The organism is Leeuwenhoekiella sp. CH_XMU1409-2 (assembly GCF_037029365.1).
Lineage (GTDB): Bacteria > Bacteroidota > Bacteroidia > Flavobacteriales > Flavobacteriaceae > Leeuwenhoekiella > Leeuwenhoekiella blandensis.
On sequence record NZ_JAYMEI010000024.1, the window covers coordinates 24932 to 49883 of the forward strand.

The following is a 24952-nucleotide window of genomic DNA, read 5'->3' on the forward strand; positions in this document are numbered from 1 at the left end:
GTTTAAAAGTTAGGCTGAAAAGCGTACATTTGATTGCCCAATGAATTTTAAAAGTACCTTACTTTTAATTTTACCCAACTTAAAACGCTTCTACAATGTCTGATTCTGCATTTGTTAAAAGGGATTTTCATCGTATTCTTTGCGATGATGCTGAGGTCTTTTCCTGGATTTTAAGCAAAGCATCTATTGGAGTATTCTACATCAATTTAGAGCATCAAGAGCGCTTTCATATCACCACTTCTTTTTGGGATACAATAGGCTATAGAAAGCCTGAAAAAGAGGTTGAACTCGATGTATTCTGGGAGGTTCTGGGAGTAGCGGGAAAGAAAACCATTCAAGACCTGATAAACAAAACAAGTTTCAATGAGTTAACAAAAGAGCGTCATTATTTTTCTTTTTCCGACAAAAACAGGAGAATTCTTACGGCAACTTCGCGGCATTTGGTATACACTGACAGCGACGGCAAACGTCATCTTTTTGTGAAATTTATTGCCGATGTTGCTCAAAAGTCCTCATCTGATAACTATTTAAAGAAAATAAAGAAGCTTCGTAAGTTCAATGAGATCTATGAAGAGACTAATGACCTGGCTTGCGTTGGAGGCTGGGAAGTAGATTTGATCAAGAATACCGTTACCTGGACCCGGGTTACCAAAGAAATTCATGGCGTTCCTAAAAAATATAAACCCTGTTTAGAGACCGGCATCAATTTTTATAAAGAAGGAGAAAACCGAAAAAGAATTACAGCGCTTTTTACAAAATGTATGGAGCAAGGGGAGAGTTTTGATGATGAGTTTATCATAATCACTGCCGATGGTAAAGAGAAGTGGGTGCGCAGTATGGGCAAAGCCGAATTTGAGAACGGGGTCTGCATTCGCGTTTACGGTGCTTTTCAAGACATAAGTAATAGGAAAAAACACCAGCTCGCTAGAGAAAAAGCAGAAAATCGGTTTACAAAAGTATTTGAGAATTCTTCTATAGGTATTGTTTTAGTAAATCAACAAAGCAATCTGGTGATGGCTAATCCTTCTGCAAGAAGAATTTTCGGTTTAAATCATTTGTCTGAAGAAGAGGTTCTAAAATATACCATAAAAGATGTCCTCCTTCCTGAATACATTCCGCAAGCTTTAGAAAACAGAACAGCACTCTTGTCTGGTAAAATAGACCATTATCAAATGGAGGTAGAGAGCTATCACGGCTCAGGCAAAATCATTTGGTGTAATTTAAGCTGCTCCATGATAACAGAAGCAGAGGCACGGTCTAAATTAGTCATTACGCAGGTAGAAGATATTACGAAAAGAAAAAGTTTAGAACGCAGAGCTTTAGAGAATGCTTCCAAATTTAAAAGGGTTTTTGAATATTCCCCAAATGGAATGGCCCTAGTTGATTTACACGGGAGATGGCGTAGTGTAAATCATAATTTGGCACAAATGATCGGGTACACCAGAGAAGAGTTATTGCAGAAATCTTTGAGCGAGATCACCCATCCTGATGATCGCGAAAATGATGCGCAACTTTTCTCAAAGATCATTACCAAGGAGTTAACCAATTACCAGATCGAAAAGCGTTACTTACATAAAAATGGTTCAGTAGTTCATTGCTTTTTGACGGTTTCAGGCTTATTTGATGAGCACGGAAATGTGCGCTCGCTCATTGGTCAGGTTGTTGACATGACCGACGAAATCCATGCAAAACGGGCATTACAGGAGAGTTTGAATGAGATGCGCGTGATTCTTGATTCGACCACACAGGTGATTATCGTTGAAACCGACCTTGATCACGTTATTAAAAAGTTTAATAAAGGTGCTGAAAATCTTTTAGGCTATGAGGCTGAAGAAGTGATAGGCAAACAAAAGCCGGCTATTTTTCATAAAGACCAGGAAGTTGAAGACTATGCTTTGAAACTGAAAGAAGAATATGGAGAGCAGGTTGACAAACATGATGTTTTTACTTATAAGATCAATAGGGGCGAACTAGAAACCAGTGATTGGACCTATGTTAGAAAGGATGGCACCACATTTCCGGTACAGCTGGTAGTAACGGCCATTAAAGATGATGAAGGCAAAACCACAGGCTATTTAGGCGTTTCGGCAGATATTTCTGCATTGAAAGCGATGGAATACTCCTTGATCAAGGCCAAACAAAAAGCTGAAGCTGCAAACAAATACAAGTCGGAGTTTTTAGCAAATATGAGTCACGAAATCCGAACGCCTTTAAACGGTGTAATTGGTTTTGCCGATATTTTGATGAAGTCTCAACTCAATGAGAATCAGCAAAAATACATGGAGACCATTTATGCATCGGCAATTTCACTGCTCGATCTGATCAATGATATTTTAGACTTCTCTAAGATCGAAGCTGGTAAATTGAGTCTAAGCGAAGAGCGAGTGAATATCACAGAGCTTTGTGGCCGATCGGTGGAAATGATCAAACATGAGGCGTATCAAAAGAATATTGAAGTATTGCTCAACATTCCGCGAAAGATCGATCAATTTATCATTGCAGACGGTTTGCGCTTGCGACAGATCTTAATCAACTTGTTGAGTAATGCCGTAAAATTTACACACGACGGTGAGATCGAACTTAAGGTTGAAGAGCAAAATAGCGCGTTACATCCTAATAAAAAACAATTTACGTTCTCCTTAAGAGATACCGGGATTGGGATTTCAGAACAAAATCTTCAAGAGATCTTTAAAGCCTTTAATCAAGGTGACGCTTCTACGACGCGTAAATATGGCGGTACCGGACTCGGACTCACCATAAGCAACAGATTGTTGCAATTGATGGAAAGTAAACTCGAGGTGAGAAGTACTTTAGGCGTAGGAACGACTTTCTCTTTTACTGTAGATTTTGAAACCGATAGTTCTATAAGTCGAGCCGCCAGACCGTTTAAAGATATCAAACGCGCCCTGATCGTAGATGATAACACCAACAATCGTGTCATCCTAGAAGAAATGTTGAGCGAACGCAGTATAGAAACGGTTCATGCCGCAAATGGTATCGATGCGCTTGAGCTATTGCAGCAGGATACAAATTTTGATATCGCCATTGTAGATTACAATATGCCGTATTTGAATGGTCTTGATTTAATTCAACATTTTAGGGAAGATTTAAATATAGACAAAGAACAATTACCGGTTATATTATTACACAGTTCTGAAGAAGATACCGAGATCAACGGGAGAACCAAAGCTTTAGGCGTAGCCGGAAAACTGGTGAAACCTGCTTTGCGTAATGATCTTTTTGAAACTATAGATCGTTTGGATGAATCAGATCACGGGCAGCTAGAAGAGGCGCAAGAGACGACAGATCTAAGCAACGGAACTCTTAGCATTCTAGTTGCAGAAGACAATCCGGTAAACAAGTTCTTAACCAAAACCATTCTCAACAAGATCACCGCAAACGCCACTATTATTGAAGCAGATGATGGGGCTCAGGCCGTTGAAGTCTATAAGAATCAGCAGTTAGATTTTATTTTCATGGATATTCAAATGCCGGTAATGAGCGGTTATGAAGCTACTCAGGAAATAAGAAAATTAGAACCACACGGAGATCACATACCCATTATTGCGCTTACAGCTAGAGCCTTAAAAGGAGAGCACGAGAAATGTGTAGCAAGTGGAATGGACGGATATATAGCCAAACCTTTGGTTCTTGAAGACCTTAAAAAGGTGCTGCAAGAGCATTTGAATAATGAAAAACTAAGCGTATCTTAAAACAAGCGAAACAAGCTTAAAACTTTGAACGAACGAAAAAAACATATAGTCCTTGTAGATGCAGATGCGCTGGCACAAGCGAGATTCAACACTTTTTTTTCTAAAAGTGAGGTGGAGGTCAACAGCTTTGCTTCGGCGATGGGAGCCATTCAACACATCAAGCAGTCTGGCGAGCCAGATCTTTTGTTGATCGAAGAGAACGTTAAACCTCTAGGGGCTATTCAGACGTTGAATTATTTGAAAGAACAAGTTAATTTTAAGGGATCTGTCATGTTAATCACTAATTCGGAGTCCTTAGTTTCAAAAAGTGCAGATTTTGTAAGATTTTTGAGTAAACCTTTTAAAAATGAAGACATTGGCTTTGTAAAGACATTTTTGCAGCTTCCTTGTTCTCCTGAAGAACCTGAAGAACAAATCTACAGCCTCAATTATCTTATAGAGCTCTCTGATGGTGATGCTGAGTTCATTAGAGAGAGTATCAGCATTTTTAAGGATTCTGTAACGCCACGTCTGGAAGAAATGCTTCAATTTTATAAAGAGGAAGCTTACGAGGAGGTGAGCAAGGTTGCACATAGTTTAAAGCCTTCTTTTGAAATGCTGCAAAACAGCAAGGCTGCACAATTGAGTAATGAATTGGCTCACAAAATTACAGGAACAGCGATGTTTCCACTTATAAATGAATTGATAGAAGAACACAAAAAAATGCAGGAAGCTTTAAAAGATGATTTTCCTGAAGTGTACAGCGTATGAGTAAAAGAATCTTGGTCATAGAAGATAACCCCATGGTCGTAAAATCTTTAGAGTTTAAGCTAAAGAAGGATGGATACACGGTTGTCTTGGCTGAAGATGGCCGCGTGGCTATGCAGTTGCTCAAAGACCAGGAGTTTGATTTAGTGCTTACCGATTTAATGTTACCTTTTGTAAATGGAAACGAAATAATAGAACATATAAAAAACGTGAACCAAGAGGTTCCTATCATAGTATTGTCTACCTCAACACAAGAAGACATTATAACTGATGCCTTTGAGATGGGCGTCGACGATTTTATAACCAAACCTTTTAGCCCTAGTGAGTTGTCGCTACGTGTTAAAAGAACACTAGCTAAGTAACACTTTTAAAATCCTTACGTATAAGAAAACATAAACCTTCATCTAACCCCGACTCCCCAAGTCACAAATGAATTTATTACTATGCCTACGCTTTATTTTAATCTGGAAGATTGGTCTTTGATCCTAAAGATCAATTTAATCCTCAGTTTGATTTTTTCTTGTATAGCACTGTTTTTTGTAAGTTTAGTGCTGTATTTGCGTATACTTAAAAATATCAAGGAGTCGCACAGAAAACATTTAGAGGCCAGGTTTATAGATTTTGTCAATGCGTTTCTTTTTGATGAAACCATTAATAAGAGTAAAGCTTTAGGCGATTTTAAGTACAGCTATATAAAGTCTTCCTATGACCATAAAATCTTGATCAAGCAGATTTTAATTTTTGATGAAAACTTAAAAGGAGAGTCCAGCTTACTCATCAAAGAGATTTTTTATGGCTTAGGTTTATATAAATTTCTATTGGAAGATCTACAGGGGTATCGATGGTATTACAAAGCACGGGCAATGTTTGCGTTTTCTAAATTGGGTATTGAAGTTCCCGAGAACTATGTATACCCTTTATTACAGTCCAAACGGGTAGAACTTCGACAACACGCTATTTTGTACTTTTTAAACACTTCAAAAACAGATCCTCTGGTTTTTCTTGATAATTTGGAAGGACGCTTGACCCTGTGGCAACAAGTGCTGATTGAAAATAGCCTGAAAAGCTTTGAAGTAGAGATTCCTGATTTTGCGCGCTGGCTCGACCATCACGAAGATAGTATTGTCGTTTTTTGTATTAAAATGATCTTGAGTTTTAATCAATTTCAGAATATACCCTTGTTGGTAGATTGCTTAGATCACGATGCGGAAGAGGTGAGATATCAGGCTATTCAGTCTTTGCAAACCATGGAAGTTTCTGAAGCCTTACAGTTAATGCTTACTCATTTTCCTGAAGAAACTGCACAGAATAAACGCAGTATTTTATACGCTATAAAAAAGATGGGTACCTATAAAGATCTGCAGACTTTGGTTCCGCATATTCACAAGGAAGATGAAAATTTACAAGTTGATTTTTATAAAATCTCCCGCTGTTTTGAAGATCAAATCCCGGTAAAAAGCATTTTAAATATTGAAACTTTATCAAAAGATTGGGAAGATTTTCAAGAGTATTCAATGCAACAAAGTATTGGGGCTTAAGCAGGCTGTTTTCAATGAAAGTTGCTTATCTTTTCTAAAAATTGAACAACTTGCAACTTAACGCAACCGCTATCATAGAAGTTTTTAGTGTCCTGTTTTTGATCTATGGATTGATCATCATTTCGGGATATATTTTTTCTGCATTTTTTTCAATCTTCGAAATTCGGGATTATAAACGTAGAAATAACTTTCAGGACGACGCAGCCCTTTTGCAGTCGGCCAATTTACCTGCGATTTCCGTATTGGCTCCTGCCTATAATGAAGAAGCAAATCTTGTTGAAAACATACGCTCGCTGTTGACGTTAAACTATCCTTCCTTTGAGATAGTGATCATAAATGATGGGAGTAAAGACAATTCGCTACAAAAGCTCATAACTACTTTTCAACTCGAAGAGCAAGAGCCTATTCATTATAATCACGTAGCAACAAAAAAATTAAAGGGAATTTATAAGTCTAAAATTAAGGCCTATAAAAACCTTAGGGTCATCGATAAGGAGAATGGAGGTAAAGCCGACGCTTTGAATATGGGGATCAACTGTTGCATACACGATGTGATCTGCTGTATTGATGTAGATTGTGTTTTAGAGCGCAACTCGCTTTTAAAGCTCATAAGACCCTTTTTGAACAATACAAAACGCGTGATCGCCAGTGGCGGAATCATTCGCGTGGCAAATAATTGTATCATAGAAGATGGACGAATCATCGAAGTGCGTCTCCCGCGAACGTTTCTAGGGAAGGCACAGATCTTAGAATATTTTAGAGCTTTTTTGATGGGGAGAATGGCCTGGTCACGGGTTGATGGTTTGTTGCTTATCTCTGGAGCTTTTGGGATGTTTGACAAACAAACGGTTATTGAAGCCGGGGGCTATAACCACAATACGGTGGGCGAAGACATGGAGTTGCTCGTGCGTATGCGTAGGGTTATGCGTGAACAAGGAATCCCCTATAAGGTGGGTTTTGTTCCCGATCCTTTATGTTGGACCGAAGTGCCAGAGAGCACCCAAGTCTTACGCCGGCAACGCAATCGCTGGGCGCGGGGAACAGTAGAGACCTTAATGCTGCACAAGAAAATGCTCTTCAATCCCAAATATGGAGTTTTAGGATTATTGAGCACACCGTACTGGATGTTTTTTGAGTGGTTTGCGCCAATTATCGAGTTTATCGGAATTCTATTTTTTATCGTTCTTATGCTTCTTGGAAAGATAAATTTTCAGGTATTTATGATCTTTTTCATTGTGATCTATACCTTTTCTATACTATTTTCGATCACAGCGATCTTTTTTGAAGAATACTCTTTTCAGCAGTATAAAAAGCCAAAATATATGTTTATGCTCATATTTACGGCTTTATTAGAACCTATCCTGTATCACCCTATTGTTATGTGGGCGGCAGTTAAAGGAAATATTGATTTAATTCGCGGAAAAAAATCCTGGGGAGAAATGTCTCGCGCAGGATTGGGAAATTCCGGTAAAACTTAAAAAAATAAGAATCATGCCCCATTTGTACCAAACTTTTAAAGCTGTTATTCTGGCTGTTTTCTTGGTTTCGTTTGCCGCTGTGGCACAGGAACAGGAGTATACTACAGATGAACTTTACACACAAGCGCGCAATGCTGCTTTTGAAGAAGATGATTACCCTAAGGCGATCGCACTCTTAAAGGCGGCGCTTAAAAAAAGTCCCGATTATCTGGAAGTACGCGTATTTCTAGGTCGAATTTATACCTACTCAGACAGTTTACCTCAAGCGCGAATGGCTTTTGAAGAAGTATTGGCTAAAGAAAAAGGACACGAGGAAGCGAGTTTTGCCTACGGAAATCTGGAATTTTGGAACGATAATTCTGAAGCAGCGCTGAAAGTTGTAAATAAGGGATTAGACTATCATCCTGAATCTGAAAATTTAGGGCTTTTAAAAGCAAAAGTGTTAAGAGATCTGGAAGCTTATGAAGAAGCCACGGCCACGCTGCAGGGGCTTTTAGAACAAAACCCGAAACTCGATCAGGCACGCAGTTTATTGAGCAGTATCAATAGCGCAACCGCTAAGAACGCTGTAGGTCTCAACTATGAATTTGTTTATTTTGATGAACGATTTGATGATCCGTGGCATTTGGCTGCGCTTGACTATATCAGGCAAACCAAGCTGGGCTCTGTCGCTGCACGTATTAATTTTGCCAACCGATTCAGGACTGATGCGCTTCAGTTTGAGGTAGATGCTTACCCCAGAATATCAGACGTGTTTTATACCTATGTAAACCTTGGTATATCTAGCGATAGCGGGATTTTTCCGCAGTATCGTGCAGGGTTTTCTTTGTTTTCAAACCTTCCGGCTTCTTTTGAAGCAGACGCGGGATTTAGATATTTGGCTTTTGACGATGACACGTTTGTGTATACCTTGGGCTTGGGGAAATACTATAAAAACTATTGGTTCAACTTCAGAACCTATTTGACGCCTTCAGACAGTGCGTTATCACAATCCTATGCGCTTACGGTGCGGTATTATTTTGGGGGTGCAGATGATTTTATTGGTGCAAGAATCGGTACAGGAATCTCTCCGGATGATAATGCCAATAGTGCACTTTTTAACGGGGCCACGATCACGCGTTTGCGCTCTAATAACCTGACCTTGTTTTACAGGAAGCTGTTGGGTGCAACTCACGTCTTGACAGCTCAGGCGGGGCTTGAAGATCAGGAATATGCAGCAGATAGCAGTGGGCTTCAGTTCTCTGTAAGTGTGGGCTTTATTAAACGTTTCTAATTATGTGGCAAAAAGCGCTCAGAATCATTTTGCTCCTAGTCGTTCTAGCACCACTAGTATCGTTTCTTTCCTGGTATTTTACGCCAAAAAAATACCTTACAGCCGCTATAATCGACAAAACGGTTTTTAATACAGACGGTCAGGAACACATCTCTTTTCACTGGGTGTTAAATCACAACCGCTTTATGAAAAGTGGTTCTGAAGCCTATGAAGTGGAGCGTGACTATTTTGGTTTTTTCCCAAAAAAAGATACAGCATATGCTATCAAAGGGATCGAGCGTTTTCCTGCTGAAGCATTAAGCTTATTAAGCGATGATTCAGATATGCTGTATATCACAGATACCTATGGGATTTACAAGCAAGAGTGGTATGCTAATTACAGTAAAAGACCAGGGGTTTTATACGGTGGATTGAGTGAAAAGGATATCAATTTCATCAAACAGATGAAGGCAAAGCAAAAGCCGGTTATCGCAGAATTTAACTGTTTGGCCAGTCCGACTCCAAAACCTATTAGAGCAGCGTTTGAAGCATTATACCATGTGCGTTTCACAGGCTGGAGTGGTCGTTATTTTGATTCTTTAGATGAAAATGTGAATCAAGAACTGCCTTCTTGGATTTTAACCAATTACAAAAATAACCACAACGGGAATTGGCCATTTACCAAAGATGGCGTCGTTTTGGTTAACGATGATTCGGGTACAGTGGTTATTCTAGAAAACGAAACCCATCTCAACAATCCGTTGCCTTTTGTTTATGCTACTGCAGCAGGACAAGAGCGCTTTGACCTGCCCGAAAAAGAAAAGTATCCTTTTTGGTTTGAAATTATGGAAAGTGATACGCAGGTGAATACAACCTATGCCAGTTACCAACTCGCAACCAACACGGCAGGAGTACAGGAGTTAAAAAAATATGGAATACCCAATACCTTCCCGGCAGTTATTAACCATAGTGATTCAGATTATGATTTTTACTATTTAGCCGGCGATTTTAGTGATAATCCTATAGGTTTTACGACTTCTTATTTTAAAGGAATCGGTTTGCTGAAAAGCTTTTTTTACAACGCTAACGAACCTTCAGATCGCGGTGGGTTTTTCTTCAATTTCTACAAACCCTTGGTCACTCAGATCTTAAGTGAAACTTACGATCAAATGTAGCCGTATTTTTAGTGCGCATATCGGGTGACCAAACTGTCAGGAACTAAAGGACTTCCGTTGGCTATTTGTTGATTTCGTTTTTTAAACTCTGAAAAAGCAGTTAGTAATTCTTCTTTTTTTACTTCATCGGTAATAGCTTCCTCATATAGGTTGGGATACAGCTTGTACAATTGATTACCATTTAAGTGATAGGTTTCAGAAACAAAATCGATCAGGTCTGTTTTGGTTTGCATCAATGGGATTTGATGGATGTTTCTAAAGGTACTCGAAGTGTCAAGTCCTTTACTCAAAAAGCTGGTTTGCTTGGGTAATGGGATCCCGTGCGTTGCATTTAAGTATCTCAAAATACTGGGAGCCACGTCAAAATGTGAGGAGATCGCAGCTATTTCTTTTGTTTTTTGAAGTAGAGGCGAATAGATGATGAGTGGCACATGATAACGGTCGATCTTAGTGCTCAATGGAATTTCAGGAATGCGATGATCTCCGGTTATTACAAAAATGGTATTATCATAATCTGTGCGCTTACGGTAGCGCTCAAATAGCCTTTTTAAAGAGGCGTCAGCATAAAGCACGGTCGCAAATTCTTCTTTAAAATTTTGTCGTTGCGTTTGTTGTTCAGCACTCAGATTTAAGCGCTGCAGTTGATTTTCAAAAAGCTTGTTATACCGTTCTTGATCATTCACTCTAAATGGGTTGTGCGTGCTTACCGTCAATATGACGTCAAGACGCGGTGCGGCAAGAGTATCGTCTGTACTTTTATCTAAATAAAACTCGTACAGTTCCTCATCGCCATATCCCCAGGTAAAGCCGCCAACCTCCGGGAGTTTTGCAAAAGTTTCAGGAAATGATGCTTCGTCAAAGATACGTGCTGTTTTATTCAAGTCGAGATATCCACTCATATTATCAAAACCGGCATCACCACCATAAAAGAAGCTGCTCTGATAGCCGTTTTTCTCAAGAACGTTAAGCAATGAGAGCTGATTAGGCATTTTATCCTGAAGCGCCAAAAATCCATTTTCAGCAAAAGGTGCCGATCCTAAAAGGGAAGGAAGCACAGCAAACGTGCGTCCTCCATTGCTCAAGAAGTTTTTAAAATACAGGCTTTGTTTTGACAGACTGTCTAAAAAAGGAGTGAAATTTCCCAAGTAGGCTTCTTCGTTTGTAAAAGCCCTGCCCAGTCCTTCAACAATGATAAAAACCATATTGGGTTTTCTGGATTTCTTTTCAAAAAACGGACTCAAAACATCGGTGGTTTCTGCTTTATGAAGAAAAGGATAAGCAGTAGCGGTATATTCAAATTTGCCTTGTTGGGCAATACGGCGCTCTAATAGATCAAAGTAATTTTCAGCATAAATATCGGGCTTATAGGTGGTTTGTGTAAGGTAATCTTCTGCAGCCTTAAAAAAGTGTTGTGTTTTATTCGTAACGAGATTGTTGGTAAAGTCTTGCTCATACTGTGGCCTGAGATTAGGAAAACCGTCAAACATAAACACGATACCCGCGATTAAAACCAGAGCTCCGGCTGGTATGAAGTTGATGCTCAGTTTCGGACGTAAAAAGACCAATCCGGCAATGATCAAAGCGACAAAACCAAGAAATAAAAGAACAGTTCCTAAAGCCAAAACACCAGAGGCGCCTACCGTTTGTGTAATATCTTCCAGCGAATATCCAAAAAGATCAGAGCCTAAAAGGACCAGTGCTGTTTTATGGTAATAGATAAACAGCAAATTGCAACTGAAGAAAAGCACCCAAATTATATTGAAAACAATTTTAGCTCCCCGTAGGCTGATAAAGCTTATGATGAGGAATAAAATATACGCAGGAAAAATAGCAGATAACCAGAAAAGTACATCGATTATAAAACCTTTGTAAAGCAGCTCAAAAAAGCCAACAGGTAATTTTTGTGAAGTTTGAAAAAGAAAGAGTTCTATAATTCTAGAAAACAAAATTCCGAGAAATAGAAAAAGTGCAAAACCCGAAAATTCATTCAAATTTTTTTTAAGGGTGGTCATCTTTTTATCAGGTTGTTCTGGATTCATACGGTTGCGATCTGGGTTACAGGGCTAAAGTCTGTCTGCTTTATTGGCGCCGCCAAAGGATTTAATACTGCGTCCCGATAATTATCGGGATGCCTCGAAATTGAAAATTCGTTTTCAACCAATGCCTCATGGGCCTGCCTTTGTCGTCAGACAGGCTTGGCCTGAGGTAGTTTATTCAGCAGTTTCAAGTTATAAAGTTAAATCCATTTTTTTGATAAAAAGCTGGCCCTTAACGATAACTTTTACACGGAGCTATATTTTTGATTACCTTTGTAATTAATATGAAACACGTATCAAAACAAATAATGGCAGTGTTGATGGCTTTCGTAGTACTTTGTACGACGATGTCCTTTACTGTGAATATGCATTATTGTGGCGATACTTTAGTGGATTATGCATTAGTTCAAAAAGCAAAATCTTGCGGGATGGAGCTAAGCATTCCTAACGAAAATGCAGGATGCGATCTTCAGATTGTAAAAAAATCGTGTTGTCAAGATAAATCAGTTACCGCTAAAGGTCACGACGATCTTAAACCCAGCTTTACTTCTATAGATCTAGAGCAACAGGTTTTTATTACCTCTTTTTTCTATTCCTACGCAGCGCTGTTTACACCGCAAACGGTGACTCCAAAAGCGTATAGAAACTACACACCTCCGTTACTCGTCAGGGATGTTCAGACTCTGGATGAGGTTTATTTAATTTGATAATGTATGCTTAGGTTCTTTGAGCCTGAATCTTAGTTGTTTCGCATCCGCGGAAGAACAGCTTGTACTTCAGTTTTTAGACTGAAAAAATAGCGTTTCATAACATACATTTCATCTTATGCTCAACAAAAGCATTAAATTTTTTATCGAAAATAAGCTGGTAGCTTTTTTACTCTTGGCTCTTATATTGGGCTGGGGGATTGCTACGGCACCCTTTAATTGGGATACGGTCCCGACAGCTGTCGGGATTCCACGTGATCCTGTTGCAGTAGATGCCATTCCGGATATTGGAGAAAATCAGCAAATCGTATTTACCCAATGGCAAGGCCGTTCTCCTCAAGATATTGAAGACCAGATTTCGTACCCGTTGACGTCTGCCTTGCTTGGGATTCCCGGGGTGAAAACGATACGCAGTTCGTCGATGTTTGGCTTTTCAAGTATCTACATCATTTTTGAAGAAGACATCGAATTTTACTGGAGCCGCAGTCGCATTTTAGAGAAGCTCAACTCGCTGCCTTCCGGTTTACTACCGGACGGTGTTAACCCAACTCTGGGACCTGACGCTACAGGATTGGGCCAAATCTATTGGTATACTTTAGAAGGACGCGATGCAGCTGGTAATGTGACCGGCGGCTGGGACTTGCAGGAATTGCGCAGCATTCAGGATTATTATGTGAAATATGGTCTGGCTTCTGCTGGAGGTGTTTCCGAAGTAGCTTCCATTGGAGGTTATGTTCAGGAATATCAAATCGATGTAAATCCAGAATTATTGAAGCAGTACGGTATAAGCCTCGATGCTTTGGTCAAAGCGGTAAAGTCGAGTAATGAAGATGTAGGAGCACAAACTTTAGAGATCAATAAGGCGGAGTACCTGGTACGCGGTTTAGGCTACATCAAGTCTATTGCAGATATAGAAAATGCCGTGATCACCGCTCAAGAGTATACGTCTATTCGCGTTAAAGATGTGGCTCAAGTGAGCTTAGGACCTGCGCCACGACGCGGAATTCTTGATAAAGAAGGCGCAGAGGTGGTAGGCGGAGTTGTCGTTGCGCGCTATGGCGCCAACCCTATGGAAGTCATCACCAATGTCAAAGCGAAGATCCAGGAAATTAGTGGTGGGCTGCCTTCAAAAACACTTGCAGATGGGCGAAAATCCCAGTTAACGATCGTTCCGTTTTACGATCGCACACAACTTATTCATGAGACTCTAGGTACGCTTGATGAAGCACTCACGATGGAGATTCTTATCACTATTCTTGTGATCGTGGTGATGATTTTCAACTTGAGAGCTTCCGTCTTGATCTCCGGATTATTACCGGTCGCTGTTTTGATGGTGTTTGTAGCGATGAAGCTCTTTGAGGTAGATGCCAATATTGTTGCTCTTTCAGGTATCGCTATTGCCATCGGGACGATGGTAGATGTAGGCGTCATCTTGACTGAAAATATGATCAGGCATTTGGATGAGGAAGTTGGTAAATCCTCAAAACTTCCATTCAATACGATTATTTATAATGCTACTGCTTAGGTTTCCGGAGCGATCGTTACGGCCGTGCTTACTACGATCATCAGTTTTATCCCGGTATTTACGATGGTGGGAGCAGAAGGTAAATTGTTTCGACCGCTTGCATTTACGAAAACCGCAGCATTAACGGCTTCACTGGTCATTGCACTTTTTCTCATTCCGCCTTTTGCCGCTTTAATTTTTAGAAAGCGCAGCTTTAAAAAGACCACCGCGAGAACACTTAATGCCCTTCTCATTGTTTTAGGTGTTATAGCGATTTTCTACGGAGTTTGGTTAGGCTTGCTATTGATCGCTTTTGGAGCACTTTATTTTTTACGCGCAGCGAAAGCGCTTCCTTTCAACAATTTAAAAAATGCCGAAGGTATACTGACCGTCGTAGCCATCGCAATTCTGTTGGCAACCTATTGGCGCCCATTAGGATTCAACCGAAGCATCCTCATCAACTTTATTTTTGTAGCGCTTTTATGTGCAGCATTTTTTGGTGCATTTTGGCTGTTGCGTCGTTTTTACGAACGTATCTTAGGCTGGGCATTGGCCAATCGAATTGTGTTTTTAAGCATTCCGCTTGGCTTATTGATTTCCGGCGGATTTATACTTTCTAATGCGGGTAAAGAGTTTATGCCGGCGCTTAATGAAGGTACTTTTCTACTAATGCCTACTTCTTTACCGCACGCCGGTGTAGAAGAAAATAAACGCGTGTTACAACAGCTTGATATGGCTGTGGCGAGTATCCCGGAGATTGAAACTGTGGTGGGAAAAGCCGGAAGAACCGAGTCGGCACTCGATCCTGCACCTTTATCGATGTACGAGAATATCATTCAATACAAACCCGAATATATGCTGAATACCGCCGGTAAAAAGCAACGGTATCAAGTGGATGAGGCGGGCTATTTTGTATTGAAAGCAGGAGGAAAAACCTCTAATCCAAATTCTACTGAAGTTGATGAAGGTTCTGTAAGTAATAGAAGTTTTCCGGTTAAAGCTGAAGCTTTGATCGAAGATGAAGATGGGGAATATTACCGCAATTGGCGTCCTGAGGTTCAGTCTCCTGATGATATTTGGAATGAGATAGCTCGGGTTTCTAAACTTCCGGGAGTGACTTCTGCGCCTAAACTTCAACCTATAGAAACGCGGCTTGTGATGTTGCAAACAGGAATGCGTGCCCCTATGGGGATCAAAGTAAAAGGACAGGATTTAAAACAGATCGAGGCTTTTGGTTTTCAGCTTGAAAAACTTTTAAAGCAAACCGAAGGCGTCAAACAAGAGGCTGTTTTTGCAGATCGCATCGTGGGTAAACCTTATTTACTCATCGACATCAAACGCGATCGATTGGCACGTTATGGTATTAGCATTGCAGATGTGCAGCAGGTTCTTGAAGTTGCTGTAGGCGGAATGCCTATTACCCAAACCGTAGAAGGTCGTGAGCGGTATTCAGTGCGGGTGCGCTATCCTAGAGAGCTTCGTGAAAACCCCGATGATCTTAAGAAAATTTATGTTCCGGTTTCCGGTGGGAGTCCGGTGCCATTGGGCGAACTTGTAGATATCCGTTATGAGCAAGGTCCACAGGTGATCAAAAGTGAAGATACCTTTCTGGTAGGTTATGTGTTATTTGATAAACTCGATGGTTATGCTGAAGTAGATGTGGTAGAAAATGCACAGGCAGTGCTTCAGTCAAAGATAGACTCCGGGGAGTTGGTGGTTCCGCAAGGGATCAGTTATCAATTTACCGGTACTTATGAGAACCAATTGCGTGCTGAAAAAACTTTAGCTGTAGTAGTTCCTCTAGCTTTAATCATCATTTTCCTGATCCTTTATTTTCAGTTTAAATCGGTAACAACTTCCTTAATGGTCTTTACAGGAATCGCAGTGGCTTTCGCCGGAGGCTTTATTATGCTCTGGTTATACGGTCAAGATTGGTTCTTAAACTTCGACTTTTTTGGTGCGAACCTCAGGGACTTATTCAATATGAAAACCATAAATCTGAGTGTAGCGGTTTGGGTTGGTTTTATTGCACTTTTTGGAATCGCGACCGATGATGGGGTTGTGATGGCCACTTATCTTACCCAGACTTTTGATGCTGAAAAACCAAAGGACAAAAAACAAATACGTCTCGCTACGCTTAAGGCTGCCGGTAAACGCATACGACCATGTTTGATGACAACGGTAACCACAATTTTGGCATTATTGCCGGTATTGACGTCTACAGGACGGGGAAGTGATATTATGATCCCGATGGCGATACCCGTTTTTGGCGGGATGATCATTGACGTGACTTCGTACTTTATAGTTCCCGTGTTGTACAGCTGGAAAAAAGAATTAGCACTTAAAAACCATGAATAGGAGAATCAACATAGCGATCGCAATAGTATTAGGCTTCACCGCTGTGGCGCCTGCTCAGGATTTGAGCGGTTATATAGCAGAAGCTGAAACCAACAATCCGGAAGTTCAGGCGTATGAATTGCGTTATTCGATCGCGCAAGAAAAGGTGAATGAAGTGAATACCCTTCCGGATACCGAGTTTGGTGTGGGGTATTTTGTGAGTACGCCAGAAACTCGTGTTGGCGCACAGCGCGCGCGTTTTTCGGTGAAGCAAATGTTGCCTTGGTTTGGCACTATAGCAAAACGTGAAAAGTATCAAGATGCTTTGGTAGAAACAGAATATCTCGAGTATGTGATCGCAAAGCGGAAGCTGGGCCTGGCGGTCGCTCAAGGCTATTACAAATTGTATACTATAGAAGCCCAAAGCAAAGTTGTGCAGCAAAATGTGGAGCTGCTCGAGCGCTACAAGGAATTAGCATTGAATGCAGTGGAAGTCGCAAAGGCTTCGGCGGTAGATGTGCTGAAACTCGAGATGCGTCAAAACGAATTGAAAGCGCAGCAGCAAATTCTTGAAGAGCGACGTGTCGCTGCAGAAATTCAGTTTAAGAACACCTTGAACACAGCTTCAGAAGGAAGGATTCTGGTTGTTGATAGTCTATCTATTCCGACGGAAGATGCGCAGATTAATCCAGATGATCTTTCAGCGAATCCTGAGCTTTTGAAGTATGATAAATTGTATGAAAGCGTCACACAAGCTGAAATTTTAAACCGTCAGGAAGCTTCGCCAAAATGGGGTGTAGGCTTAGATTATATTCCGGTTTCTGAACGTACTGATATGTTTCCGGCAGATAATGGTAAGGATATCGTGATGCCTATGGTTTCGGTTTCGGTGCCTATTTTCAATTCCAAATACAAATCGGTTTCTCGCCAAAATGAGTTGCGACAGCAAGAGCTGGATGCGCAAAAAGCGCAACGATTGAACACCTTAAAAAATCTTTTAGCAGAAGCTAAACAGAATAAAAATACGGCGCGTATTAATTTTAATACCCAAAAACAAAATATAGCTCAGGCACAAGATGCTGAAGAGATTCTGCTTAAAAGCTACGAGACCGGCAGCATCGATTTTAACGACGTGCTTGATATACAAGAATTACAATTAGAATTTCAATTAAAACAATTACAGGCTGTTCAAAACTACTATGAGCAGGCTGCTTTAATCAATTATTTAACTAATATCTAAAACAATGAAAGAGACTGTAAAATTTATGAGTGTCGCCGTTTTGGCATTAACCTTAGCTTCTTGTGGGGATGATAAAAAATCAGATAAGGATGCTGAAGTTGAACTAGAAATGGATCATGCTATGGATGAATCTATGGAAATGGACGAGATGGATGAAATGGGCGAAATGAACCACGCAACTTCTGAAAAAACTTCAGAAGCTATGAATGAAGATACTGCGGCATTAGCGTTTACTGATGAAAATGCCATGGCAGTTTGGAAAGCTTACAATGCGGTACGTGAAGCTTTGGTCGCTACTGATGCAGCAAAAGCGAAACAAGAAGCAGCACAACTGGCAATGATTTTTGACGAAGATAATGCCAAGCTAAAAGCAATGGCTGAAGGAATCGCAAAGACCGAAGATGTTGCAGCACAACGCGAAGCTTTTTCCAAATTTTCGAATGCTGTTGAAGCTTATTTTAAAAGTACGATCAACGCAGGAACACTGTATAAGCAGCATTGCCCAATGGCCTTTAGTGGCGAAGGAGCAGATTGGTTTTCTAACGAGTCGGCGATCAAGAACCCTTATTTTGGAGATAAAATGCTGAACTGTGGTTCTGTAACAGCAACGATAACGCAATAAATACAAGCTTATGACTGACTTTTTTAACCAATGGGGCGAGGCAGCCTACACCACGGCAGGATTTTTTTGGATGGCACTTTGGGCGTTTGCGCTGGGCTATATCATAAGCAGTATGATACAGATCTTTGTCACCGAAAAGAAAATGCAAAAAACAATGGGAGGCAAGGAGACCAAAGGTGTTCTGCTGGGAACCTTTTTTGGGTTTATCAGCAGTTCGTGCAGCTTTGCGGCGCTGGCTTCCACCAAATCTCTGTTTAAAAAAGGAGCAAGTTTTGTATCGAGTATTGCCTTTTTATTGGCATCGACTAATCTGGTTATTGAACTCGGGATTATCATTTCTATCTTTCTGGGTTGGCAATTTGTGGTTGGAGAATATGTGGGAGGTATTTTGCTTATTCTGTTGAGCTGGATCTTAATCCGTTTGATCAATCCGAAAAAGCTCATTGAGCAAGCGCGTAAAAACCTGGGTGATACTGAAGCCGATGAGGATTCAGGTTCCAAATCCTGGAAACAAAAAATGAAGTCTGAAGAAAGCTGGGCAAAAGTTTCTAAGCAATACGGAATGGAGTGGAAGATGGTTTGGAAAGACGTAACCGTGGGCTTCACAATTGCCGGTATCGTGGCAGCTTTTGTTCCTGATGCGTGGTTTCAAACCTTGTTTATCGGCTCAGGAAATGGGAATACCGACTTTAGTTTTCTGGAAATCTTAGAGCACATCATCGTAGGTCCGGTCGCAGCATTCATCACTTTTATCGGTTCTATGGGGAATATTCCGCTGGCAGCATTGCTTTTTGGAAAAGGGGTGAGCTTTGCCGGCGTAATGGCGTTTATTTTCAGCGATCTGGTGGTGTTTCCTATTTTGAGAATCAACGCCAAATACTACGGCTGGAAGATGTCGTTGTTTATTCTGTTTTTATTGTTCACCGCACTGGTGGGAGCCTCTTTGATCTTGCATTATGGTTTTGATCTTTTGAGTATGCTTCCAGATCCTTCGCAGGTTACGGTTCAAGATTCAGAATACTTCAAGATCAATTACACGTTTTTCTTGAATCTCGCTTTTCTAGCTGTTTCAGGATACCTGATCTATCTGGGCTTTTTTAAGCGGAAGGATCTTATGCATATGAAAGAAATGGCACCTAAAAGCAAGACTTTGGAGAGCACATTAAAGTATGCCGCGTTCCTTTGTTATCTCTGGCTAGCCGGAGGTTTAATCGTAAAGTTTTTTGTCTAGCGACGACCTTATTTACAAACAAATAGTAAAATGAAACATACCTATCATATACACGGAATGAGTTGTAATGGCTGCCGAAACCACGTCGAGCAGATCTTGGCAAAGGTGGATGGTGTTCAATCGGTGAGCGTTGATCTGGAAAATGCTGAAGCGACTATCGAGATGCACGAGCATATTCCTTTAGAAACTTTTCAAAAAGCACTTGCGGAAGATGGAGGTGGGTATAGTATTCATATGCCGGCTTCAGAAGATGAAGCTATGCAACATACCTATCACATTCACGGGATGAGTTGTAATGGCTGCCGAAATCACGTGGAGCAGACTTTAGCGAATGTTGAAGGTGTTCAATCGGTGAGCGTCGATCTGGAAAAAGCTGAAGCTAGCATTACGATGAAAAAGCATATTCCGCTAGCAAGGTTTAAAAAGGCACTTGCAGATGATGGCGGGGCTTATACGATACACAAATCGGGAGCACACGGTCATCAATCAAGCGAGAGCAAAAAGCAAAAAGCCGACACCCAAGGTACCGGTACTTTTTATTGCCCGATGCACTGTGAAGGCGATAAAACCTATGATAAGCCTGGCGATTGCCCGGTTTGCGGGATGGACTTGGTCGAGGAGCAATCGCTTTCAGCCACTTCTGCAGAGCACTATACCTGCCCGATGCATCCTGAGATCGTCGAGGAAGAACCGGGAAGTTGCCCTATTTGCGGGATGGATCTGGTACCTAAAGAACCCGACCTCTCTGCAGAAGAGAAAAGCTATAAGAAGTTGTTGCGCAAGTTTTGGATCGCCTTAGGCTTTACGCTTCCGGTGTTTTTGATCGCGATGAGCGAGATGCTCAACAACAATCCGTTGTATGATCTTATGCCGCTAAAGTATTGGAACTGGGTACAGTTTGGGTTATCGCTTCCTGTCGTTTTTTATGCGACCTGGATGTTCTTTGAACGCGCGTGGCGCTCTGTAAAAACCTGGAATCTCAATATGTTTACACTTATAGGCATAGGTGCCGGGGTCGCGTGGACTTTTAGTGTTTTTGGTTTGCTGGTACCCGATTTCTTTCCGGAGCAATTCAAAACAGAATCAGGCACGGTGCACGTGTATTTTGAAGCGGCAACGGTAATTCTCACTTTGGTATTAATGGGGCAAGTTTTAGAAGCTCGTGCGCACAGTAAAACCAATTCGGCGGTAAAAGAATTGTTGAAACTAGCACCTAATAAAGCCATTCAGGTGATTGATGGAGAAGAACACGAGGTCGCTATAGATTCCATAGAAAAAGGAGCGATTTTAAGGGTGAAGCCAGGGGCTAAAATTCCGGTAGACGGTAAAATAACCCAAGGCGAAACTTCTATAGACGAATCGATGATCACCGGTGAGCCGATTCCGGTTTCTAAAAACGAAGGCGACAGCGTGAGTAGCGGGACCATCAATGGTAACCAATCTTTTTTGATGGAAGCTGAAAAAATAGGGGGAGAAACCTTGCTTTCTCAAATTATTGAGATGGTCAATAAAGCCAGTCGCAGTCAGGCACCCATCCAAAAATTAGCAGATAGAATTTCAGGATATTTTGTCCCTATTGTGGTTGGAGTTTCGATCATCACGTTTATTCTATGGGCGATTTTTGGTCCGCAACCGGTTTATGTTTATGCCTTGATCAATGCGATTGCGGTCTTGATCATCGCGTGCCCTTGTGCTTTAGGACTGGCAACGCCTATGTCTGTAATGGTAGGTGTAGGTAAAGGAGCGCAAAACGGAGTACTGATCAAAAATGCCGAAGCCCTCGAGAAAATGAATGCGATAGATACACTCATCGTGGACAAAACCGGTACGCTAACCGAGGGAAAACCTTCAGTTGAAAAAATTGGTGCTGTACACCATAGTTCAGAAACTGAAGTTTTAAACTATATCGCTGCGCTCAATGCCTTGAGTGAACATCCTTTGGCAGAAGCGACCCTGCGTTATGCTGAAGAAAAAAACATAACTATTTCTAAAGCTGAAGATTTTAATGCAGTTACCGGAAAGGGAGTAACCGGAAGCCTTGAAGGTAAAAAAGTTGCTTTAGGCAATAAAAAAATGATGGAAGAAGCTTCAGCAAAGTTGGATGCGGTTTTGGAAAAAGAAGCCTTAAGCGAACAACAAAAGGGAAAAACGGTTTCCTTTTTAGCTGTTGATAATGAGGTTCTGGGGTATGTGGTGATATCTGATAAGATCAAAGCGACGAGTAAAAAGGCTATTCAAAGCTTAAAAGAAAAAGGAATCTCCGTAATCATGCTCACCGGTGATAACGAAGATACCGCACGCGCCGTGGCTAACGAACTTGATCTAACCGATTTTAAAGCAGGAATGCTTCCGCAGGATAAACAAGCAGAAGTTGCTCGGTTGCAACAAGAAGGAAAACACGTGGCAATGGTTGGTGATGGCATCAATGATGCGCCGGCCTTGGCGCAAAGCAATGTAGGGATCGCAATGGGCACGGGAACTGATGTCGCTATAGAAAGTGCCGCGATCACGCTGGTAAAAGGCGATTTGCACGGTATTGTAAAAGCCAAAAATCTAAGCGATGCCGTGATGCGTAATATCAAGCAAAATTTATTTTTTGCACTGGTCTACAATTCCATTGGTGTACCGGTGGCGGCGGGAGTATTATATCCGTTTTTTGGGATTTTACTATCGCCAATGATTGCTGCATTGGCGATGAGTTTTAGTTCGGTTTCAGTAATTGCAAATGCGTTACGACTGCGCGCAAAATCTTTAGAATAAGTATTGATGGGAAAAATTAGAGTACGTAAACAGCTTAGAAAAGCCCATCGGTATTTGGGGCTCTTTATCGGGATTCAATTCATCCTGTGGACGGTGAGTGGCTTGTATTTCAGTTGGACAGATATCGATGAAATTCACGGGGATCATTTACGCAAACCGGCAGCACCGGTAGCCTTTGAGAATTTGGTAAGTCCATCTGCGTTAGATTCAACTTTAAGGATCCGTTCAGTTGCACTGCGAGAGATCAATGCTACACCGTATTATTGGGTGAATGATAGTCTTTTGTACAACGCCCAGACCGGAGAGCAAAAGGAAGAAATTACCGAGGAAGAAGCCCTAAGTATTGCTTCAAAGCATATGGCAGATCATCTGGAAGTTGCAGACGTTACGCATATAACTTCCGCAGGAAAACATCACGAGTATCGCGAGCGCTTGTTGCCGGCGTATGTGGTGCGTTATAAAGGCGACGATGCGATTAAAGCCTACATTTCTACAAAAGATGGGGCGTTTCAAACGGTGCGACATCGCGACTGGCGTTGGTTTGACTTTCTCTGGATGACGCACACCATGGATTATGAAAGTCGTGATGATATTAATAATTGGCTTTTACGCGCATTTTCAGTTTTGGGATTGATAACCGTTTTGAGCGGATTTGTGCTTTGGTATATTAGTTCGCCAACTTTAAGAAAGCTGAAGAAAAAGCGAAAATAGATTTAAACTTTTTTGATGATGAATAAATCAATTGTATACATAGTATTGGCTGCGATCGTAGGTCTGGGATTGGGATATGTCTTATTCAATGCTGCGGAAGAACAACAGGATACGGCTGAAGAATCCCATAATCATGAGAATGCCTCTCAAATGTGGACCTGCTCAATGCATCCACAAATTATGCGTGAAGAACCCGGTGATTGCCCTATTTGCGGGATGGATCTAATTCCTGCAGAAAGTAGTAGCGATGGACTTACCGCAAATCAGTTTAAAATGACTGAGAATGCTCTGGCGCTGGCCAATATTCAAACTACGGTGGTTGGCACTAGTGATGCTGTTTCAGAGGCGCTTACTTTGTCGGGTAAAATAGCCGTGAATGAAGATGAGACTGCAACCCAGCCGGCACATTTTGACGGTCGGGTAGAACGCTTATTGGTTTCTTCAGTAGGGCAGGAGGTGCGTAAAGGACAAGAAGTTGCGACTATTTATTCGCCGGAATTGGTAGCGGCTCAACAAGAATTGTTTACTGCAGCAAAGCTAAAAGGCGCTCAACCTAAATTATATGCAGCAGTGCGTAAGAAGTTTAAAAACTGGATGATCTCTGATGCGCTTTTAGACCAAATTGAAGAGACCGGAAAAACGGTGACTAGATTTCCTATTTATGCAAGCTTTTCTGGAGTGGTGAGTGAAATTTCGGTTAACGAGGGGGCACACGTGATGGACGGAAATCCCATTTTTAAAATAGCCGACCTGAGTACGGTTTGGGCTGAATTTGATGCTTATGAAAGTCAGATCAATCAGCTTAAAAAGGGACAAAGCATACGCATTAGCAGCAATGCCTATCCCAACAAAATATTTGATGCGGAAATCTCATTTATTGATCCGGTTTTAGATACCCAATCACGTACAGTTACCGTGCGTGCAACTTTAAATAATGCTGAAGATCTATTAAAGCCCGGAATGTTTGTAGAAGCAAAAGTAACCGGTGTGTCTAATAAGAATTCAGGTTTAATGGTTCCTGCTTCTGCGGTGATGTGGACGGGCGAACGCTCGCTAGTTTATGTAAAGCCTAATGCGAATGCATCTATTTTTGAAATGCGAGAGGTCACCTTGGGTGAGAAAATAGGCGATAGTTATAGTATTGTTTCAGGATTAAGCAACGGAGAGGAAATCGTTACCAATGGAACCTTTACCGTAGATGCAGCAGCACAATTGAGCGGAAAAAAATCGATGATGAATGCTACCTCTGAAGGTACTTCAACTGAGGAGATGAATACAATGAGAATGCAATTACCAAAGGATTTTCAAAGTCAACTGAAAAATGTAGTACCAAATTATTTGACCTTAAAAGATGCTTTTGTGGCCTCAGAAGTTGAACACATTAGTAGTGCAGCAGCAAATTTACAGGTAGAGCTTCAATCTGTAGAAAATCAAGATTTGGAGGGAATGGTAAAATCTCATTTTGAGATGATTCAGCAAAAGCTCAAGGCGATTTCGGCGTCAGAGACTTTAGAAGAACAGCGTGCAGCGTTTGTTATTTTGAATGAAAATATGGTTGTTTTAGTAAATAATATTTCGGGAATTGCACCTGATTTGTATGTGCAAAGTTGCCCAATGGCAAATAACAGCAAGGGTGCGGTCTGGTTGAGTTCTTCTTCGGAAATACGTAATCCTTATTACGGAGATGCGATGCTCACCTGCGGAAGTGTGATAGATACTTTAGGTTTGTAAATTTATTGGCACCACCAAAGGTTTTAATACCCCGTCCCGATAATTATCGGCATGCCTCGAAATTGAAAATTCGTTTTCAACCAATGCCTTATGGGCCTGCCTTTGTCGGCTCTTAGGTTTGTAAAATGATTTTGAATTAATTTTCCAAAAGAAAAGGATGGGTGAACTTT

Annotated in this window: 15 protein-coding genes and 1 pseudogene; 15 read left to right on the forward strand and 1 reads right to left on the reverse strand. The window is 41.1% G+C overall.

Annotated features, from left to right (window positions below; all coding sequences use genetic code 11):
- Nucleotides 1–95 precede the first annotated feature (95 nt).
- From WA338_RS17965 to WA338_RS17995, 7 genes are all read left to right on the forward strand, one after another.
- Nucleotides 96–3713, forward strand: a complete 3618-nt coding sequence (locus tag WA338_RS17965) for a PAS domain-containing hybrid sensor histidine kinase/response regulator (protein WP_336094421.1) — start codon at nucleotides 96–98, stop codon at nucleotides 3711–3713.
- Between the two features lie 24 nt (nucleotides 3714–3737).
- Entirely contained in the window at nucleotides 3738–4463 is a 726-nt protein-coding gene (locus WA338_RS17970) for a hypothetical protein (protein ID WP_273017070.1), read from the forward strand.
- Nucleotides 4460–4822: a response regulator transcription factor gene (locus WA338_RS17975; protein WP_009779783.1), complete on the forward strand. Its 363-nt coding sequence runs from the start codon at nucleotides 4460–4462 to the stop codon at nucleotides 4820–4822. The genes WA338_RS17970 and WA338_RS17975 overlap by 4 nt, the downstream gene beginning before the upstream one ends.
- A gap of 81 nt (nucleotides 4823–4903) precedes the next feature.
- The gene (locus WA338_RS17980; protein ID WP_273017069.1) at nucleotides 4904–5998 is read left to right on the forward strand and encodes a HEAT repeat domain-containing protein; all 1095 of its coding nucleotides are present in this window, start codon (nucleotides 4904–4906) and stop codon (nucleotides 5996–5998) included.
- A gap of 50 nt (nucleotides 5999–6048) precedes the next feature.
- Nucleotides 6049–7476, forward strand: coding sequence for a glycosyltransferase family 2 protein (locus WA338_RS17985; RefSeq protein ID WP_273017068.1), 1428 nt, complete (start codon nucleotides 6049–6051; stop codon nucleotides 7474–7476).
- Between the two features lie 13 nt (nucleotides 7477–7489).
- Nucleotides 7490–8749 carry a YaiO family outer membrane beta-barrel protein gene (locus WA338_RS17990; protein WP_273017067.1) on the forward strand — a complete coding sequence of 420 codons (1260 nt, stop codon included), beginning with the start codon at nucleotides 7490–7492 and terminating at the stop codon, nucleotides 8747–8749.
- Between the two features lie 2 nt (nucleotides 8750–8751).
- Nucleotides 8752–9903, forward strand: coding sequence for a hypothetical protein (locus WA338_RS17995; RefSeq protein ID WP_273017066.1), 1152 nt, complete (start codon nucleotides 8752–8754; stop codon nucleotides 9901–9903).
- 8 nt (nucleotides 9904–9911) lie between these two features.
- Here WA338_RS17995 and WA338_RS18000 read toward each other — a convergent pair whose 3' ends face one another.
- Nucleotides 9912–11942: an LTA synthase family protein gene (locus WA338_RS18000; protein WP_273017065.1), complete on the reverse strand. Its 2031-nt coding sequence runs from the start codon at nucleotides 11940–11942 to the stop codon at nucleotides 9912–9914.
- Between the two features lie 281 nt (nucleotides 11943–12223).
- On the opposite strand from WA338_RS18000, the gene WA338_RS18005 reads away from it, so the two are divergent.
- The 8 genes and pseudogenes from WA338_RS18005 (at nucleotide 12224) to WA338_RS18040 (ending at nucleotide 24782) form a co-directional block, all read left to right on the forward strand.
- Nucleotides 12224–12646: an HYC_CC_PP family protein gene (locus tag WA338_RS18005; RefSeq protein WP_273017064.1), complete on the forward strand. Its 423-nt coding sequence runs from the start codon at nucleotides 12224–12226 to the stop codon at nucleotides 12644–12646.
- A gap of 118 nt (nucleotides 12647–12764) precedes the next feature.
- A pseudogene (locus WA338_RS18010) lies at nucleotides 12765–16508 on the forward strand (efflux RND transporter permease subunit).
- The gene (locus WA338_RS18015) at nucleotides 16501–17727 is read left to right on the forward strand and encodes a TolC family protein (RefSeq protein ID WP_273017063.1); all 1227 of its coding nucleotides are present in this window, start codon (nucleotides 16501–16503) and stop codon (nucleotides 17725–17727) included. The pseudogene WA338_RS18010 and the gene WA338_RS18015 overlap by 8 nt, the downstream one beginning before the upstream one ends.
- Before the next feature lie 4 nt (nucleotides 17728–17731).
- A complete protein-coding gene (locus tag WA338_RS18020) occupies nucleotides 17732–18349 on the forward strand; it encodes a DUF3347 domain-containing protein (protein ID WP_009779794.1) in 618 nt (205 codons plus the stop codon).
- Nucleotides 18350–18359: 10 nt separating this feature from the next.
- Nucleotides 18360–19580 (forward strand): permease, encoded by a 1221-nt coding sequence (locus WA338_RS18025; RefSeq protein ID WP_336094427.1) that lies wholly within the window; start codon nucleotides 18360–18362, stop codon nucleotides 19578–19580.
- 30 nt (nucleotides 19581–19610) lie between these two features.
- Entirely contained in the window at nucleotides 19611–22340 is a 2730-nt protein-coding gene (locus WA338_RS18030) for a heavy metal translocating P-type ATPase (protein WP_336094429.1), read from the forward strand.
- Nucleotides 22341–22346: 6 nt separating this feature from the next.
- Nucleotides 22347–23051, forward strand: a complete 705-nt coding sequence (locus tag WA338_RS18035; protein ID WP_336094431.1) for a PepSY domain-containing protein — start codon at nucleotides 22347–22349, stop codon at nucleotides 23049–23051.
- Nucleotides 23052–23069: 18 nt separating this feature from the next.
- Complete coding sequence (locus tag WA338_RS18040; protein WP_336094432.1) at nucleotides 23070–24782, forward strand: efflux RND transporter periplasmic adaptor subunit; 1713 nt, start codon at nucleotides 23070–23072, stop codon at nucleotides 24780–24782.
- Nucleotides 24783–24952 lie beyond the last annotated feature (170 nt).